Raw genomic sequence first — 17,613 nt, forward strand, 5'->3', positions numbered from 1 at the left:
GGCCCGTTGGAGATTGGTTCGATCGACCAGTGGAAGCCGGTTGATGGTGTTGTGACGTCCTGGCAGCCTTCGGCGCGGTCGTTGGAGCGTGCTGCGGCGGCTCCGGTGAGTTCGGTGCCGGTGGGGTTTATGCAGGCTCAGCACATTCGTGGGATTTGTGAGCAGCGCGCGAAGGGTTTGGATTATTCGCGGTTGATGGTGGTCAGTTGTGAGTTCCCGGGTCAGTGTGATGAGCGGGCGATGACGTATGTGATCAATGCTCATTTGCGCCGTCAGGACACGTATCGGTCGTGGTTTGAGTATCGCGAGGGTGGTCAGATCGTGCGGCGCACGATGGAGGACGCCAATGACATCGAGTTCCGCCCGGTGCGTGAGGGTGAGTTGACGTTGGATGAGATTCGGGATCTGGTGGTGTCCACGCCGGATCCGCTGAATTGGGATTGTTTCCGGTTCGGGGTGATCCAGGGTCAGGACAAGTTCACGTTGTGGGCCAGTGTGGACCATGTGCATTTGGATGCCACGATCGTGACGGTGACGTTGTTGGAGTTTTATATGACCTACAACGCGCTGGTGGCTGGTGGTGGGCCGTTGAGTCTGCCCGAGGCGGGCAGTTATGCGCAGTTCTGTGAGCAGCGTTTTGAGTATGCGATGTCGCTGGATGCCCAGTCCCCGGAGATCCGGTCGTGGAAGGCGTTCATGGAGGGCAATCAGAACAGTTATCCGGATTTCCCGTTGAGCCTTGGTGATGCCTCGGTGCCCTCGGGTTCGGAGATGGTGACGATGTCGATCATGGACAACGAGCAGATGGCGCGGTTTGAGTCGGCGTGTGTGGATGCCGGTGCGCGGTTCATCGGTGGGGTGTTCGCGTGTTTCGCTCAGGCGGAGTACGAGTTGACCGGGGCGTCGACCTATCACGGGTTGACCCCGCGTGATACCCGCCGTAAGGCGTCGGATGCGATGACGCTGGGCTGGTTCACCGGGTTGAGCCCGGTGACGGTGCCGGTGGCGGGCAAGTCCTTCGCTGAGGCGGCGCGCGCGGCTCAGGAGTCCTTCGATGAGGGCAAGAAGCTGGCGGCGGTGCCGTTGGATCGGGTGTTGGAGCTTGAGCCCGAGTTGCGGGGGCCGCGGCCCAACTTCCCGGTGATCAACTTCCTCGATGCCGGCACCGCGCCGCTCTCGGCGCTGCTGACCGCGGATCTGGGCACCATGAACGTCGGGGTGTACGGCGATGGCCGCTACTCCTACCAGCTCTCGATCTGGGTCGCCCGGGTGGCCGAGGAGACCGCGATCACGGTGATGTTCCCCGACAACCCCGAAGCGCGCGCCTCCGTGGAGCGCTACCTCTCGGCGCTCAAAACAGCGTTCGAGACCATCGCCGAGCGAGGCCACTGGCGCCAAGCCGCCTAAACCCCCGCACGGCACAGGAGGGATGAGACCGACCGGAGAACCACCTCCGGTCGGTCTCCTCTTTCCCCGAGCCGCTCCCGGTTAAGCTCGCCGGGTGTCCAGCAAGCGCCGCATCGACGTGCGGCTCGCGACGCAGATCCTGCTGTTTCAGCTGGCCGTGGTCGCCGTCACCCTGGGCATCGCCTACGGGCTGCTGGCCCTGATCTACCACCACCGGCTGATCGACGAGTACGGCAATCGCTGCCTGGCCATCGCCCAGGTGGTTGCCGCCGCCCCCAACGTGCGTTCCGAGGTCGCCGGCTACGACGACGCGACGCCGCCGGCCGATGAGCTTGCCCAGGGCCCGCTGCAGCGACTCGCCTCCCAGGTACGCCAAGGCACCGGCGTCCTCTTCGTGGTGATCACGAACAACCGCGGCATCCGGCTCAGTCACCCCAATACCGGCGAACTCGGTAAGCGGGTGAGCACAGACCCGTCCGCGGCGTTGTCCGGTCGCGAGGAGGTCGTCGAGCAGACCGGCACCATGGGGCCTTCCATCCGGGCGAAAGTGCCCGTCCTGGTGCCGGATTCCACCAAGGTCGCCGGTCAGGTCAGCGTGGGGATGTCCACGTCGTCGGTCTATGACCTGCTGCGCAGCGAACAGCGGCTGGCCACCCTCACCGGCGGTCCCGCGCTGCTCACCGGCGTGGTGCTCTCCGTGCTGCTGGCGCGCCGCTGGCGCCGGCAGACGCTGGATCTGCAGCCTCCCGAGATGACCGAACTGGTGCGCACCCAGGAGGCGGTGCTGCACGGTATCGGCGAGGGCGTGCTGGCCACCGACACCGACGGCAATACGACGTTCGTCAACGACGAAGCATGCCGACTGCTCGAGATCACCTCCGGCACCGGCCGTCGGGCCGATCAGATCGGGCTGACGCCCCGGGTGCTCGACGTGCTGCGGTCCAGCGATCCGACACCGACGCTGGCCACCGTGGGTGATCGCGTCCTGGTGGTGTCGGCCCGGCCGGTGTCGCGGGAGGGCCGCGAACTGGGAACCGTGCTGGTCGTTCGCGACCGCACCGACGTCGAACTGCTCACCCGCCAGCTCGATGCGGTCAAGCTGATGAGCACCGTGCTGCGCGCGCAGCGACACGAGTTCGCCAACCGGCTGCATCTGCTCAACGGGCTGCTGCACAACGGGAACACCGAAGAGGCCATCCGCTACCTCGAAGAGCTGCTCGGTTCCGGCCCGCTCAGCTCCGCACTGCCCAACATCGAGACCATCCGCGACCCGTTCCTGCAGGCGTTCCTGGCGGCGAAAGCGGCGGCGGCCCGGGAGGCCGGGGCGACGCTGCGGGTCGGTGCGAACTCGTGGGCTCCCGGTCGGCTCACGCTGCCCGTCGACGTCACCACGGTGATAGGAAACCTGCTCGACAACGCCATCGACGCCGTGCGCACCAGTGGCAGAGCCGTCAAGCTCGTCGACGTCGAACTGTTGCAGGACGACTCGACCCTGCACATCACGGTCGCCGACAGCGGTGACGGCGTGCGCTCGGATTTCGTCGATCAGGTTTTCCTCGAGGGCACCTCGACCAAGGAGCAGTCCGACCTGCCCGGCGGGCGCGGCGTCGGCTTGGCGCTGTCCCGGCAGATCGCCCGGGGCCTGGGCGGCGACGTCCGGCTCTGCAGTCCCGGCAACGCCGACGCCGAACTCTGCGGCGCGGAATTCATCGCCCGACTGCCGGGCGTGATGGCGAGGGCCGAGTTGTGAGCGGCGCCGAGTTGAGGGTCCTGGTGGTCGAAGACGACTTCCGTGTCGCCAATATGCATGCCGGTATCGTCTCCGCGCTGCCCGGCTTCACGGTCAGCGCGACCGCCTCCACCGTGGCCGCCGCGCGCAAGGCGGAACCGGTCGACCTGGCCCTGGTCGACGTGTACCTGCCGGACGGATCCGGCATCGACCTGATCCGGGACCTGCGGTGCGACAGCTTCGTGTTGAGTGCGGCGACCGAGACCGAGACGGTCCGTGCCGCGGTGTCGGCCGGCGCGCTGAGCTACCTGGTCAAACCGTTCGCTCCGACCGAGTTGGCGGCGCGGTTGTCCGGCTACGCCCGCTACCGGCGAATCCTGGCCGGCGGCAACCTCGATCAGCGTGCGATCGACGCCGCACTGGACGCGCTGCGCCCCCATGCGGTGGCCCAGCAGCCCTCGGGCCCGGCGGCATCACCCACGAAGGACCGGATCATGGAGGTGCTCACCGACGCGTCGTCGCCGATGTCGGCGGCCGAGGTCGCCGCCGCGATCGGGGTGTCGCGGGCGACCGCCCAGCGCTACCTGTCGGGCCTGGCCACCGGCGGTGAGGTCGAGGTCGAACTGCGCTACGGCGCCACCGGACGTCCCGAGCAGGAATTCATCGCCAAACCGCGCCGCCCCAAGCGGTAGACCCCGGCGGCCGCATGCGTTTTGGTCGGCTGAATCGGGCCGTCGTCGGGTAGCTTGCTGGGTGACCGGTTGTTCTCTGTCGCGCGCAAGGGGTTGGCCAGAGTGTCGGTGAAAGAGGACTACCTCGATTCGGTGTCGCTGATCGAGCGGCTGCACCGGCAGTTTCTGGAAATCGTCAAGCTGGAGCTCGACCGGATCGGTGCGCGCAACATCAACAACGTGCAGGCGCTGATCCTCTATCACATCGGCGAGGACCAACTGACCGTCGGCGAGCTCACTCAGCGCGGCTACTACCTCGGCACCAATGTGACCTACAACCTCAAGAAGCTGGTGGAGAACAAGTACGTTTCCCAAACCCCCAGCCCCCACGACCGCCGCGCGGTGCACATCAAGCTGACCGCATCAGGTCTGAAATTGCACAAGTCACTCGACGCTGTGTTCGCCCGTCATGTCGACGCGTTGGCGCGCACCAACCTGAAGGGTAAGGATTTCGCCTCCCTCATGCAGGCGCTGCGCAACCTCGAGCAGTTCTGGATCGCCGGGATCAGCCGCGGCGGTTACGGGCCGTAGCCTGGCCTGGCTGCTGCGAGCCGATCAGGTCGAGCAGCTGATCGAGGCTCAACGGTGCGCTGAAATGGAAACCCTGGGCCAGGTCGCATCCGCTGCTGCGCAGCGCTTCGGCGGTGGCCGCGTCCTCGACGCCCTCGGCGACCGCCACCAGGCCCAGCTCGTGGGCGAGCCCGACAAGGGTGCGCACGATCGCATGCGAGCGCGAATCGGTGGTCATGGCGGCGATGAAGTCGCGGTCGATCTTGACCTCGTCCACGCGCAGCTCCCGCAGCGAGGACAGGTCGGAGTGACCCGTCCCGAAGTCGTCGATCGAGACGCGAACGCCGCGTCGGCGCAGCTCTTCCAGCGCCGTGCGACTCGCAGGGGTCTTGCCGAACACGCCGTCCTCGGAGATCTCCAGGGTCAACGAACCTCCGGGCAGACCCCGAGCGGCCAGAGCGCGGTCGATGCGCCCGGGCAGAGCGGTATCTTCCAGCAGCGCCGCGAAAACATTGACCGCCACGTAGGGACCCGTGCCGCCGCTGAGCCACCGCGTGGCGTCGTCGAGTGCTCTGTTCACGGCGAAGTCGGTCACCGCTCCCATCAGCCCGTGGTCGCGCACCAGCGGCAGGAAGCTGTCGGGGTCGAGGACGCCGCGTCGGGGATAATTCCACCGCAGCAGTGCTTCGACGCCGGTGACCTCACCGGTTCGAAGGTCGATCATCGGCTGGTAGAGCATGTCGAGCGCGGAGTGTGTGATGGCCAGGCGCAGCTCGGCGAGCAGGGAGATATCCGCGACGCGCGCGGGGGAGTCGGTCGTCATCGCCTGCGGCTCGGCATGCCCGATCAGTTCGGTTTCCGGGGAGTAGGTATGGATGCCGCCCGATCGCGACCGCTTCGCGGCGTACATGGCCAGATCGGCACGGGCCAGGAGTTGCTCCGCCGACGGGCGCGGGAGGTCGTCGGCGATTGCGATTCCGATGCTCGGGCGGATGGGCAGTTGACCCTCGGCGACGGCGAAGGGCTGCTCGAAGGCCCGCTGGATCCGGTCGGCGATCCGATAGGTCGCGCCGGCCCCGCCTTCGACGACGACGCCGAATTCGTCGCCCCCGGTTCGGGCCACCGTGTCACCGGCGCGCACGCAGTCGCGGATCCGGGCGCCCACCGCGCGCAGCAGGTCGTCTCCGGCCTGATGGCCGAGGCTGTCGTTGACGGCCTTGAAGTGCTCCAGGTCGAGTGCGATCACGCCGACCGGCGCCCGGCGCAGTGCCCGGCTCAGCCGGTCGTTGAACTGGGTTCGGTTGGCCAGGCCGGTCAGCGGGTCGCGCGCACCCTGCTCGGCGACGTCGATCAACAGCCGGCGGCTCGACCAGGCCTCGACGAATTGGCGGGCCAGGGCGATGACGATCAGGCCGGCGCCGACGATGAGCACGGGCGCTTCGGTGATGACGTCGCGGGGCGCGAGTGCCACCGCACCCGCGGCGATCAGCAGCGGCAGGTAGGGCAGCCACAGCGACACCCGCCCGGGCAGCGCCGGCGCGGCGGCGTCGTCGCGGTCGGGTTCGAGGTGGCCGCCGACGGTGATGGCGACCGCCAACAGCAGCATCCAGGTGAAGTTCGCGATATCCACAAAGACCAGGTACTCGGCCCCGATCTCCGAGACGTAGACGAACGCGCTGTCGGCGATGGCCACGCAGAACAGCGCGGCGACCAGCGGGGTGAGCGTCGGACGCAGGTCTCGCCTCGCGCGAAACAGAACGATCGATCCCACGGTGAGGAGCAGAACGGCGGCGATCGGACAGGCCAGCGAGACAGCGATTTCGGCCGGGGTCATCTCCCCGGAAGACAGGATCGGGTGCATGACGGCCAGCCAGGAGATCAGCAGGAAGGAACCCGCCACCAGCGCGCCGTCGAGGATCAGCCGGCTGCGACTCTGACCGGTCCGGGCGCTGGGAAACAGCAGCAGCGCCGCGCAGGCGGCGAGGGGGAACGAGAGGTAGGCCAGATCGGCCCACGACGGCCGGGGAAGCCCGCGGGAGATGTCGTAGTACCCCAGCAGCACATTGCCGAGAGCCCAGCCCGCCGCGCCGATGGCCAGCAGGGTCCAGGCGCTCCGTAGCCGTGCGGCCGCGGAGCGTGCCGCGGTGGCCGCGAGAACGAGGTTGGCCAGCGCGAGCAGCCCGAACAGCAGGTTGTCAACGGTCCGGACGGCTCCGGGTTGCGGGCCGGTGAGGATCCAGGCCGCGAACGAGATCCAGACGGCGGCGGCGCCCGCCACGTGAGCGATCCTCGGCATGGGCGACCCCGACCACCTTCACGGCTATCCCGGCCTGCATTGCTTATACCCTGTCACCCGGAACGACATCTGCAAGCGTGATTGCAAACGTGATCGATCGACGTGGGAGGCCTCCTGATCTCGCTGTGCTCGGCCGAGCTTGCGCCCGACCCCGCCGTGCTGTCCAGCCCGGGCGGGTTCACCTGGTTTTATGTCGACCTGGTGGACGGGCGGGGCGGTGGCGCGACCCTGATCTGGTCCTGGGGGCTGCCGTTCCTGCCCGGCTACGCCCGGGCCGCGCGGATCGGGCGGCCCGAGCAACCGATCAACCGTCCCAGCCTCAACGTCGTCGTCTACGAAGACTTCCGCGAGCGCTTCTACCTGCTATCCGAACTGCCCGCCGAGGAGTGCGCCTGGGGCGAGGACGGTCGCACCTGGCGGCTGGGGGAGAGCTCGTTCAGCTGGACTGACACCGATGAGGGTCCGGCGGGAGCGTCCCCGACCCGCACCCTGCAGGGAACCCTCGACCTCGCCCTGCCCACCGGCGGGCGGGCCACCGGAAAACTGTGGCTGTCCGGCCCGCTTCGGCGCGATGCGCCCGGCCGGCAGCCCGCCGCACCGGCGGCGAGCAGCCACCTGTGGACCCCGATCGTCGCCGCCGCCCGGGGGTGTCTGGAGCTACAGACCCCCCAGGGCCCGCTGCGGGTGGAGGGGCGCGGGTACCACGACCGCAACAGTGCCGCCCAGCCCCTGCACGCGCTGGGAATCCAGAGCTGGTGGTGGGGTCGCATCGCGTTGCCCGGCCGCGACCTCATCTTCTACCGGCTCACCCCCGCCGAGACCGGGGCGGCGCCCCGCGACCTGGTCATCGAGATCGCCGAGGACGGCTCCTGTCGCACCCGGGAGGACGCCGGGCTGCAGACCGGGCGAGGACGCCGCAGTCTGTGGGGACTGCGCTGGCCGGGCAGCGCCACCTTCGCCGACCCCGACGGGCGGCCGGTCTCGGTCGAGGTCGCGTCACTGCTCGACAACGGGCCGTTCTATCAGCGCTTCCTGCTCCGCGGCCGCTGCGGGCAGGAATACGGGCAGGAATACGGGCAGGGTATCGGTGAGCACCTGGTTCCCGACCGGGTGGACGGCGACCTGCTGCGTCCGCTGGTGCGGATGCGGGTGCACCAGGCCAGTGGCCCCAATTCGATGTGGCTTCCGCTGTTCAGCGGCCACAGCGCGGGCCGGGTGCGCGCACTGCTGAGCCGGTCGGGGACAGCGCGGTCGTGAGTCTCGAGGGTGCCGGATCCCGGGCGCTGGCCGCCCTGCTGGCTCTGCCCGCCCTGCTGCCGCTCGGCCTGGTGGCGTTCAACGCGGTGTTCTGGACCCGGGGCCGCGCTCTGCCCGCCGCGGCGCACGCCGCGCCCGGCGGTGTCAGCGTGCTGATTCCGGCGCGCGACGAGGTGGCCAACATCGAGCGTTGCGTGCGCGCCGCCGCCGCTGCGCGCGGCCCGATCACCGAGATCATCGTCTACGATGACGGCTCCACCGACGGAACCGCGCAGGTGCTGGCCCGGCTGCAGGCCGACGTGCCGCGGCTGCGGGTGCTGAGCGGCGGGGGGCTGCCGGCCGGGTGGGTCGGCAAGCCGCACGCCCTGCACCGGCTGAGCGCGGCGGCCGGCGGTGAGGTGCTGCTCAACATCGACGCCGACGTCGTCCTGCGGCCCGACGGCGTGCTGCGCCTGCTCTCGCTGCTGGGCTCACCCGGGCAGGTCCCGCACGGACTGGACGCCGAGCTGGTGACGGCGGTGCCCCGGCAGCACAGCGGCAGCTTCGTCGAGCGGTTGATGATGCCGCTGCTGCACCTGTCCTACCTCGCGTGGCTGCCGATGCCGCTGGTGTACCGCACGAGCGACCCCCGGGTGGTGGCGGCCAACGGCCAGCTGCTGATGGTGCGCCGTTCGGCCCTCGACGCCGTCGGCGGCTGGAGCCGGGTGCGCACGGCGCTGGTGGACGACATGGCACTGTCCCGCGCGGTCAAGGACGCGGGCTACCGCGTCGTGTTCGCCGACGGCGACCGGATGGCCGACTGCCGCATGTATCCCGACGGCGCCTCGCTGTGGCGGGGGTTCGCCAAGAACATGTACGAGGGAATCGGCGGCAACCCATGGGCGCTGATCGTCGTGGTGCTGCTGCACCTGGTGCTCTTCGTCGTGCCCTACGTCGCGTTGCCGATCGCGGTGCTGGCCAGAGCCTGGGGTCTGGCGGCGGCGGCGGCGGTCGGAGTGGGCGCGAACCTGTGTCTGCGTCTGATCATGGCCCGGCGTCACGGGCACAGTCTGCTCAGTGTGCTGCTGCACCCGGTGGCTGTGCTGGCGATGATGGGAATCCTGATCGACAGCTATCGGTGGAGCCGACGCGGCGACATTCGTTGGCGGGGGCGCTCGTACGCCGCGCGCGCCCGGCGGGAGACTGCGTGAGACCCGACGCCGGTGGGGGCGCGGCCGATCACGCGGCCCTGGCCCGGGCGGGGGACACCCGGCGCCCGGCCTTCCTCGCCCTGGCCCGTGGGTACGTGCGGCGCCGGGTCTCCCGCGAACTGGACGGCGTCTGGGTGTCCGGGCTGGAGCAGACTCGCGCCGCTCTGGCCGACCGACCCCTGATCTTCGTGTCCAACCACGTCGCCTGGTGGGATGCGCTGCTGCTGGTGGTACTCGACCGCGCACTGGGCGGACTCGGCTGGGCGGTCATGGACGCCCGCAATCTGCGCACGCTGCCGTTCCTCGGTTGGCTGGGCGCCCTGCCACTGGATCGCAGCAGCCCCGAGCGCAGCCGGCAGTGCCTGGAGAACTGCGCCGCGCTGCTCGACCGGCCCGGACGCGGACTGTGGATCTTCCCGCAGGGCCGCCAGCGTCCGGCTCATCTTCGGCCGCTGGATCTCAAACCCGGACTGCAGACCCTGCACGCCCGCAACCCGGTGGACCTCGTGGCGGTGAGCATCAACTACGTCTTTCTGGAACGCAGCCGCCCGGCGGCGGTCGTCCGGTTCTCCGCCGCGATCCCCGGCGTGGGCGTGGACACCGCGGCGCTGCTGCCGACAGTCGAGAGCGCTCTGCTCGACGGACTGGAGGTGATCGACGCCGCCGCCACGGCGGCGACCGACGGTCGGCGAGCCCGCACCCACCCGCGCGAACCGCTGCCCGGTTTCGTCGCGCTGCTGCCGCCGGCGAGGCTGCGGCTTCCCGGCCGAGGCGGACCCCGTGCCGGCTGAGCGCGGCGCGGAGATCCTGGTGCTCGGTGCCGGTGTCGGGGGACTCGTGGCAGCGCTGGCGCTGGCGGGCCGCGGGGCTGCGGTGCGGGTGCTCGACGCAGCACCGCGCCCGGGGGGCAAGGCCTCAGTCGTGCAGATCGACGGCGTCGCGGTCGAGACCGGCCCCAGTGTGCTGACCCTTCCGGAGGTGTTCGCCGAGGTGTTCTCCCGCGCCGGCCGGCGCCTCGAGGACGTCGTCGGCCTGCGTCGCCTCGATCCCGGCTTCCGCTACCACTATCCCGACGGCTGCGTGCTCGAGGTGGCTCACGATCCGCAGGACACGCTCGCACGCGTCCGCGCGGCACTCGGGCCGGCCGCCGAGGCCGAACTGGCCGCCTTCCTGGACTACGCCGGGCGGATCTGGGACGCGGCGGCCCCGCACTTCGTGATGGGGCCGGCCCCGACCTGGCCGGCGATGGCCGGTCTCGCGCTGCGTCACCCGCGCGCGCTGGGGGCGATCGACCCGCTGCGCAGCATGGCGGCAGGCATCGACCGCCACGTGCGCGACCCGCACCTGCGGCTGCTGCTACGCCGCTACGCCACCTACAACGGCAGCGACCCCCGCCGGGCGCCGGCGACGCTGAACTGCATCGCCCACGTCGAATTGTCGCTGGGCGGCTACGGCGTGCAGGGTGGCATCCACGCGCTGGTCGCGGCACTGGTCGCGGCGATCGAGGCGCACGGCGGGGTGATCGAGTGCGGGGTGGCCGCCGAGCGCGTCCTGATCGAGGACGGCGCGGCGGTCGGCGTCGCGCTGACCGGCGGCGGCGAGCGGCGCGGGCGTGCGGTGGTGGTCAACGCCGACGTGGGCTGGCTGCGCGAGGGCGGCCTGCCCGGCGCCGCGGCGCACCTGCCCGCCGAGGCGGCACCGTCGATGTCGGGCTGGACCGCGGTGCTGCGGGCCGCCCGGGGGACCGACCGGTTTCCGCACGAGGTGCTGTTCTCAGCCGACTACGACGCGGAGTTCGCCGACATCGTCGACCACGACCGCCCGCCGGCCGCGCCGACGGTGTACCTGTGCGCGCAGGAGCGCTGCCACGGACTGACGGGGTGGGCGCAGGCCGAGCCGGTCTTCGTCATGGCCAACGCCCCGCCCGAGCCGCCCGGCGCCGAGCGGTCGCCGCAGGTGTGGACCGCCCTGGAGACCGCGGTGGAGCACGCGGTGCGCAAGGCCGGCCTGTGGGCCGACGGCGACACGCTGGTGTGGCGGCGCACCCCCGCGGATCTGGCGGCCGCCTTCCCCGGCAGCCGCGGCGCGCTCTACGGTGCGGCCAGTAACGACCGGATGGCCGCCTTCAAACGCCCGCCCAACCGGGTGGCCGGACTGCCCGGTCTCTATCTCGCCTCCGGCAGTGCCCATCCCGGCGGCGGGCTGCCGATGGTGGCCCTGTCCGGTCTGGCCGCCGCGGACTGCCTGAGTCGCGACCTGGGGGCGGATCAGCGGAAGTTCTGCACGTAGAAGAGCATGGTCAGTGCCGTCAGTGCCACATAAAGGCCCAGCGCGGCTATGCCGACCCGGCGGTCCAGCGCGGTCGCGAGCGCTTCGGCGACCTCGTGCCGGTTTCGCCGGCTGGCCAGCACCGTGTAGACCATCGCGATCAGGATGTAGAACATCGCCAGGATGTAGATCAGATCGAGCATGGTCAGGTACTCCACCGACGGCAGGCTGCTGTCGGTACTCCACTGCAGGGCCACGATCGTGAGCATGGCGGTGACCCCGATGCCCGCCCGGGCTTCCTCGAGACGCGCCGGGATGATGTAGATCAGCGACGTGATCAGCACCACGATGAAGATCGGCAGCATGATCTTGACCAGATACGGCAGCACGTCGCGTTCCATCGGGATGGTGATGACCATCCGCGAGTACGTGACGGTGGGCGGGCCGGAGATGTCGCCGAAATTCGTGGGGTACTGGTGCGGAGTGACGGTCATGGTCGGCGTGCCGACCCGGTAGCCGGGCAGCGTCACGTCGCCGTTGATGGTGACCGGGTTGGTGTCCGGGACGAATTCGAGTAGGTCGACGGTGGCCTGCTGGTCTTCGAAGACGATCTGCAGGTTCTGCACGTCGAAGGGAAAGGTCTCCAGGTTGTACTCCTTGCTGAAGACGCCCTGATAACGCAGAGCGGTGTACTTCGACCCGTCGGGCATGTCGAGCGGGGTCTCGAAGAGCAGCTTGGCGGCGACGCCCCCGGTCGAGGAGGTGGTGGTGTTGTCCTTGGAGTTGGCATTCATCGCCTCGATCGTGGCCGACGGATCGATCGCCGGATCCTTCCAGCGCAGCCACAGGTAGAAGTCGACGGTGAAGCTGTTGGACGCCAGATCGGTTTCCTGAATGTCGTTGATGTACACACCGGCGACGACCCGGTCGGGGCTGGAGTCCGCGCGGGCCGGCGCCGCCACCGTCATCCACGCCGTCACCCACACCGCGCTCAGCATCACGAGCGCGCAGAGCAGAGCGGCGAGACGGCGCATCCGGTGCTATTCCGCCCCGCCGGACCGGACTGCGGCCGGGCTCTTCTCGAACAGCGGGCTCTTCTCGAACAGATAGTGGAACACCATCCACTCCCGGCCCCCGCCGTAGCCGAACACCTCGGAGCAGAACAGCATGAACATCCGCCACCGACGCAGGGCGATCGACGCACTCGTCGGCCCACCCTCGAGCGCGTGCAGGCATTCCGCGCGCCGGTCGTCGAGTCTGCGCAGCCATGCCTCGAGCGTCCGGCTGTACTGGCGACCGTCGATGTCCCACACCCTGGTCTGGGTGAGTTCGGGCGGGAGAAAGTTCTCGAACAGATCCCGGCTGGGCATGGTGCCGCCGGCGAAGAAGTACTTCCCCATCCAGTCGGTGGTCTTGAAGTCGTAGGCGAACCTGCGGTTGCCGAGAATCTGCACCATCATGCGGCCGTCGGGCTTCAGCCAGGAACTCACCCGCCTGAGCACCACCTCGTAGTTCTTCATGTGTTCGAGCATTTCGCAGGAGACGATGACGTCGAATCCCTCGGCGAAGGATGGGTCGTCGAACGTGCTGGCATCGGCCTTGACGGTCGTGAACCGTCCGGAGTGCCGCTGGTTTCGCGCCGAGATGAAGTCCTGCTGGGTGGCGCTGTTGGACAGGAACGTGACGTGCACCCCGTCGTAGTTGTCCAGTGCGTAGCCACCGTGCGAACCCCAGCCGCAGCCGAGGTCGAGCATGCGGATCGGACCGCGCGTGCGGATGAGCTCGCCGAGTCCCAATCGCTCCTCGAGGAAGGTCCGCAGCATCGCGACTTCGGCGTCGGCCAGGCCGGTGTCGGCCCCGGCGAACAGGCAGCACGAGTACTTCAGGTAGGGGCCGAGCATCAGCTCGAAGAAGCGGGTGGGCACCTCGTAGTGCTGGATGTTCGCCTCCGCCTGGTGGGTGGCCCCCGCGCTGACGCGAAGCTTGTCGAAGTACTTCTTCTTGTAGAAGGCCTGCTCGTCGAGGTCCCCACCGCACTCCAGCGTGGCGACCCAGGCGCGGCACATCCGGCGGACCAGCAGGCGGAAGACCGCATCGGGCAGCAGCCCGCGCTCGGTGAGGGCCAGCAGGGACTTGAACACGCTCTCCACGCCGACCATCCAAACACAGGTCGTCGGTCCCGGTTCGGTCGTGCGGACCTGAGCGCGTGCTAGGGGCAGGAATCGGGGAGCGGCACGGGATTGACCGCCAGGATTCTCGTCTCACCGTCCACCAGCCATGCCGCCCCGGGGTTGTCCAGCGCCGCCTGGTAGACCGTGCGGGCGGCGTCGCCGCTCAGCACGCCGCACGCGAGGGAACGCCGTTTCGCCGAGGCGGTCAGGAAGCTCTGCGGGGCCGGGCCCGGCCACGTCACCGCGGCCGGTTCGCTGGAGCGACCGGGAGTGACCTCGTAGACCACGACGGAATCCGGCGAGTAGGGCAGCGGCGCCGCGCCCGCCGCCAGACCGGAGGCTTCGCCGATCACCTCGCGCAGCGCCGCGCGCGCGGCCCGTTGCCCGGCGCTCAGCTTGGTCTCGAATCGCTCGTTGAGGGCGTAGACCCGCACCTCCGAGGGGCCCTGGTCGCCGTGCAGCAGCACGGTCGTGGTGCCCAGGTCGGTGTAGCGCGGGGTGCCGAAATCGGTGCCGGCGGTGATCACCCCCTTCGCCTGGGCTTCGGCGGCGAAGGACGCGACCGCGCCGGGATCGGTGCGGCTGAGGTCGTATCGCGCCGGAACCGGATCGCGGGCGAGGCGATTGGCCACGCTGAGCACCCGGCCGTCGCCGTAGACGACCAGGGACGGGGACTGCAGGGCGTAGAGCACCGGGGGCACCATGCCGCCGGCGGACATCACCATGAACACCATCTGCCCGGCGGGCAGCGCGCGGGCCGGTGGCGGGCCGGTCACGCTACAGGCGCCCGTCAACGCCGCCAGCACGGCCAGCGTCATTCGGAGCGCTTCGGTGGTCACTTTGACGGTCAATGGTCATCTCCAGTCACACGACGTTCTCGGCTCGGGCCCGACGCCGCCACGGGTAACCCAGTGCGGCCAGCTTGCTCTTGGGCAACGGTAGGTCGACGTCGTCGGAACCGATCTCGGCGGCGATCACAGCATCCAGACGGCGATCGAGGTCCACGACAAGCGAGGCGACGTCCGGTCCCCCGACGTCGGGGTGTGCGAGGTTGCATAACTCGGCGGGATCTGCCGCGCGGTCGTAGAGTTCGAGGTCGGCAGCCGCGCGACCCAGGCGCTGCTCACCGGGAAGGAAATAGCGACCGTACTTGTGCGTCTCAGTGACTATGCCGCGCAGGAATCCGCGGTGCGGCCCGGCGGGTCCCATGCTGGAGAACGCGTCGCTGGTTATCAGGATCTCGTCGCGGACCACCCGATCGGCGTCTGACCAAAGCTGGCTCAGGTCGCGTCCGGGCAGCGCCGGCACCGACGTCGCTGCCTGTGCGACCGACAATACGGTCGGGAGAAGATCGATAGCGCCGGACAACCGCTGGGTCGATCCGCCCGCCGGAATCACGCCGGGCCAGGCCATCGTCAGCGGTACCTGGGCGTTCTCCCGGTAGAGATTGGCACCCTTCTGGCGCAGTCCGTGGGCGCCGGCAAGGTCGCCGTGGTCGGAGGTGCACAGCACCAGGGTGTCGGACTCGGCGCCGGAGGCGGCGAGAGCGTCCAGCACCGTGCCGATATGCCGATCGACCTCGAGGTTGAGGTCAATGTAGGCGTTGATCAGACGGCGCCAGGCTTTCTCGCCGACGATGGTCCCACCGGTGATGTCGCAGGTCACCCGCCAGTAGCGCTGGGTGATGGGTTTGGTGAGGAGATCATCGCTGAAACTCGGTGGCAAGGTTGCGCCGTGATCGCGCACGCGGGGTTTACGGAAGCGCGGGTAGAGCATGATGTCGTGCGGGTTGACGAATGAGCAGACCAGCGCCCAAGGTTCGTCTTCGCCTGTGCGGCCGGTGATCCACTTGGCCGCCTGCGCTGCGGTGCGACCGTCGATGAAGTGTCCGAGATAGGGAGTGCCGTGAGCATCGGGGGCTTTCCAGTCCGTGAATCCGTACGGCGTCAGTCCATGTCGGCGGGACTCGCCGCCGAGGTGCCACTTGCCCAGGTATCCGCACCGATATCCGGCCTGTGACAGCAGATGCCCGAGGGTCGGGATCGTCGGTTCCAACGGCTTTTGCCAGTTGAAATTGACGTTGTCGAACATAGCCGTGCCGGCGGCGTGACGGCCGGTCAGGATGCTGGCACGACTCGGCGTGCACGGAAAAGTGTGCACGTGGTGGTTGGTAAACCGCATCCCGCGCTGAGCCAGTCTTTCCCGGCTGGGGAATCGGACGTGGTCGGGAAACCATATGCGCTCGCGCTCCTCGTCTGTCAGGAGCAGCAGGATGTTGGGCCGGTCCGCCATAACGGAATCTAACCGCGACCTGCCGGTGGATGTGGTTGCTTGGGGTCGCGAATATCATGGCAAAGATGGTCCATAGGTTTGCCACGGCGATCGCCGCAGCGGCGCTGGTGGCGGTCGGCACGGCCGCCGCCGCCTCAGGGGCGACCGCGATCACCGTCAGTGGCACCCGGATCGGTCACGCGCCCCCCGGACCGGTGCAGTTGCTGCCGGAGTACTTCGCGGGCGATGCCGTGATCGACGTCGACTACCCGGCGGCGATCCTCGGGATGGACCGCTCGATCGCGACGGCCGCCGCCGGTGTCGCACGGGCGGTCGACGAGACCGACGGACCGCTGGTGGTGGCGGGCTTCAGCCAGGGTGCGATCGCGGTGGCCTACGAGAAGCGGTTGCTGATGGATCGCCCGCCGGCGCAGCGCCCGCAAGCCGACCGACTCACCTTCGTGACGGTCGGAGACCCCACCGCGGCGGGCGGGATCATGCGATTCCTGCCGTTCCCGATTCCCGTGCTCGGGCTCTCCCCGATCGCGGTTCCCGACACGCCGTACGACTCGATCGTGGTGACCGGCGAGTACGACGGGTGGGCCGACTTCCCTGACCGGCCGTGGAATCTGATCAGCCTGGCCAATGCGCTCCTGGGCGTGATCTACGTGCACGGCCGGTACGAACTGCTGCCGGACGGACTGGACCTGACGGCCGTGCCCGAGCAGAACATCTCCACCGTGACCAACTCCCTGGGCGGGCGCACCACCACCTACGTGATCCCGACCGAACGGCTTCCCCTGGTCCAACCGTTGCGTGACATCGGGGTGCCCGAATCGGCCGTCGCGGCGCTCGAGGTCCCGCTGCGGCGCATCGTCGACGCCGGGTATGCGCGCAACGACCCGGCCAAAGCCGTTGCGCCGCCAGGTGCCTCGTCGACCGCAGCCGCCCCGCGTCCCGGCCGAAGTCCGGCCCGCGCGGCGGTGAGCCCGCGGCGGGTCGCCGCCGAGCCGGCGGGCGGGCCGTCTGCCGAGGCGCCGGCCGGCAAGGGTGCGGCGCGCACGCCGGCGCGTGGCGCTACGCCGCGCCGCGCCGCGTCCGTGATGTGATCAAGGAATTGTGGTTGCCCCGGTCCGAGTTGTCGTCGCCGTCGCGCTGACCGCTGGGTTCCCGTTCGCAGCGAGCATGTGGTCCGCCGCCGACGCGCCTCGGGCGGGGGCGTCGCCCGCGCCGGTCGTGTCTCGGGTGAGCGCGGCCGACCTCGGCGCCAGCTGGCGCCCCGGCTGCCCGGTCGGTCCCGAGCAGCTGCGCCGAGTCGAGGTCGACCACCTGGGATTCGACGGTCGCATCCACCGCGGGCAGCTCATCGTGCACGAGGACCTCGCCGAGAGCGTGACCGCGATCTTCGATGAGCTGCTGCGGCTGCGCTATCCGATTGAACGGATGCGCACCGTCGATCGCTACCCGCAAGCCGATGACGAACTGTCGATGCGCGACAACAACACCTCGGCGTTCAACTGCCGCACGCTGCCCGACAGCCAACGCTGGTCACAGCACGCCTATGGAAGAGCGATCGACCTCAACCCGTTGGTCAACCCCTACCTGGACGGCGCGGGTGATCTGCAGCCGGTGACCGCCGCGCGCTATCTCGACCGCACCCGAGACGATCTCGGTCTGCTGCACGACGGCGACGCCGCGGTGGTCGCGTTCACCGGCCGCGGCTGGCGATGGGGCGGGCACTGGCGCGAACCCGTGGACTACCAGCACTTCGAATTCGGCTGAC

Annotated in this window: 15 protein-coding genes; 10 read left to right on the forward strand and 5 right to left on the reverse strand. The window is 69.4% G+C overall.

Annotation, left to right across the window (positions count from 1 at the left end; translation table 11 throughout):
* The 4 genes from ACKOB8_RS05545 to ACKOB8_RS05560 form a co-directional block, all read left to right on the forward strand.
* A partial coding sequence (locus ACKOB8_RS05545; protein WP_526376218.1) for a condensation domain-containing protein occupies positions 1 to 1,407 on the forward strand: 1,407 nt, incomplete at its 5' end.
* Positions 1,408 to 1,501: 94 nt separating this feature from the next.
* Entirely contained in the window at positions 1,502 to 3,157 is a 1,656-nt protein-coding gene (locus tag ACKOB8_RS05550) for a sensor histidine kinase (protein ID WP_526376219.1), read from the forward strand.
* Entirely contained in the window at positions 3,154 to 3,828 is a 675-nt protein-coding gene (locus ACKOB8_RS05555; protein ID WP_526376220.1) for a response regulator, read from the forward strand. Before ACKOB8_RS05550 ends, ACKOB8_RS05555 begins: the two co-directional genes overlap by 4 nt.
* Before the next feature lie 132 nt (positions 3,829 to 3,960).
* Positions 3,961 to 4,398 carry a MarR family winged helix-turn-helix transcriptional regulator gene (locus ACKOB8_RS05560; RefSeq protein WP_526376221.1) on the forward strand — a complete coding sequence of 146 codons (438 nt, stop codon included), beginning with the start codon at positions 3,961 to 3,963 and terminating at the stop codon, positions 4,396 to 4,398.
* Here the strand turns inward: ACKOB8_RS05560 and ACKOB8_RS05565 are convergent.
* A complete protein-coding gene (locus tag ACKOB8_RS05565) occupies positions 4,373 to 6,655 on the reverse strand; it encodes a putative bifunctional diguanylate cyclase/phosphodiesterase (protein ID WP_526376222.1) in 2,283 nt (760 codons plus the stop codon). The genes ACKOB8_RS05560 and ACKOB8_RS05565 overlap by 26 nt on opposite strands.
* A 120-nt stretch (positions 6,656 to 6,775) precedes the next feature.
* Here ACKOB8_RS05565 and ACKOB8_RS05570 point away from each other — a divergent pair, with 120 nt between their 5' ends.
* Genes ACKOB8_RS05570 through ACKOB8_RS05585 form a run of 4 tightly spaced genes read left to right on the forward strand, consistent with a single transcriptional unit; the run spans position 6,776 to position 11,409 of the window.
* A complete protein-coding gene (locus tag ACKOB8_RS05570) occupies positions 6,776 to 7,930 on the forward strand; it encodes a carotenoid 1,2-hydratase family protein (protein ID WP_526376223.1) in 1,155 nt (384 codons plus the stop codon).
* On the forward strand, positions 7,927 to 9,120 hold the full coding sequence (locus ACKOB8_RS05575; protein ID WP_526376224.1) for a glycosyltransferase family 2 protein: 1,194 nt from the start codon (positions 7,927 to 7,929) through the stop codon (positions 9,118 to 9,120). Before ACKOB8_RS05570 ends, ACKOB8_RS05575 begins: the two co-directional genes overlap by 4 nt.
* Positions 9,117 to 9,911: a lysophospholipid acyltransferase family protein gene (locus ACKOB8_RS05580; protein WP_526376225.1), complete on the forward strand. Its 795-nt coding sequence runs from the start codon at positions 9,117 to 9,119 to the stop codon at positions 9,909 to 9,911. Before ACKOB8_RS05575 ends, ACKOB8_RS05580 begins: the two co-directional genes overlap by 4 nt.
* Positions 9,901 to 11,409, forward strand: a complete 1,509-nt coding sequence (locus ACKOB8_RS05585) for a phytoene desaturase family protein (protein ID WP_526376226.1) — start codon at positions 9,901 to 9,903, stop codon at positions 11,407 to 11,409. The genes ACKOB8_RS05580 and ACKOB8_RS05585 overlap by 11 nt, the downstream gene beginning before the upstream one ends.
* Here ACKOB8_RS05585 and ACKOB8_RS05590 read toward each other — a convergent pair.
* Genes ACKOB8_RS05590 through ACKOB8_RS05605 form a run of 4 tightly spaced genes read right to left on the reverse strand, consistent with a single transcriptional unit; the run spans position 11,388 to position 15,851 of the window.
* On the reverse strand, positions 11,388 to 12,422 hold the full coding sequence (locus ACKOB8_RS05590) for a ligand-gated ion channel (RefSeq protein WP_526376227.1): 1,035 nt from the start codon (positions 12,420 to 12,422) through the stop codon (positions 11,388 to 11,390). The genes ACKOB8_RS05585 and ACKOB8_RS05590 overlap by 22 nt on opposite strands.
* Positions 12,423 to 12,428: 6 nt before the next feature.
* A complete protein-coding gene (locus tag ACKOB8_RS05595; RefSeq protein ID WP_526376228.1) occupies positions 12,429 to 13,538 on the reverse strand; it encodes an SAM-dependent methyltransferase in 1,110 nt (369 codons plus the stop codon).
* A 59-nt stretch (positions 13,539 to 13,597) separates the two neighbouring features.
* The gene (locus ACKOB8_RS05600) at positions 13,598 to 14,377 is read right to left on the reverse strand and encodes a hypothetical protein (RefSeq protein ID WP_526376229.1); all 780 of its coding nucleotides are present in this window, start codon (positions 14,375 to 14,377) and stop codon (positions 13,598 to 13,600) included.
* A gap of 46 nt (positions 14,378 to 14,423) precedes the next feature.
* A complete protein-coding gene (locus ACKOB8_RS05605) occupies positions 14,424 to 15,851 on the reverse strand; it encodes a sulfatase-like hydrolase/transferase (protein ID WP_526376230.1) in 1,428 nt (475 codons plus the stop codon).
* 65 nt (positions 15,852 to 15,916) lie between these two features.
* On the opposite strand from ACKOB8_RS05605, the gene ACKOB8_RS05610 reads away from it, so the two are divergent.
* A complete protein-coding gene (locus ACKOB8_RS05610) occupies positions 15,917 to 16,939 on the forward strand; it encodes a PE-PPE domain-containing protein (protein WP_526376231.1) in 1,023 nt (340 codons plus the stop codon).
* Between the two features lie 76 nt (positions 16,940 to 17,015).
* Positions 17,016 to 17,612 carry a M15 family metallopeptidase gene (locus ACKOB8_RS05615; protein ID WP_526376232.1) on the forward strand — a complete coding sequence of 199 codons (597 nt, stop codon included), beginning with the start codon at positions 17,016 to 17,018 and terminating at the stop codon, positions 17,610 to 17,612.
* The last annotated feature ends 1 nt before the right edge of the window (position 17,613 follow it).

Source organism: Mycobacterium sp. (genome assembly GCF_046091765.1).
In the GTDB taxonomy this organism is placed as follows: domain Bacteria; phylum Actinomycetota; class Actinomycetes; order Mycobacteriales; family Mycobacteriaceae; genus Mycobacterium.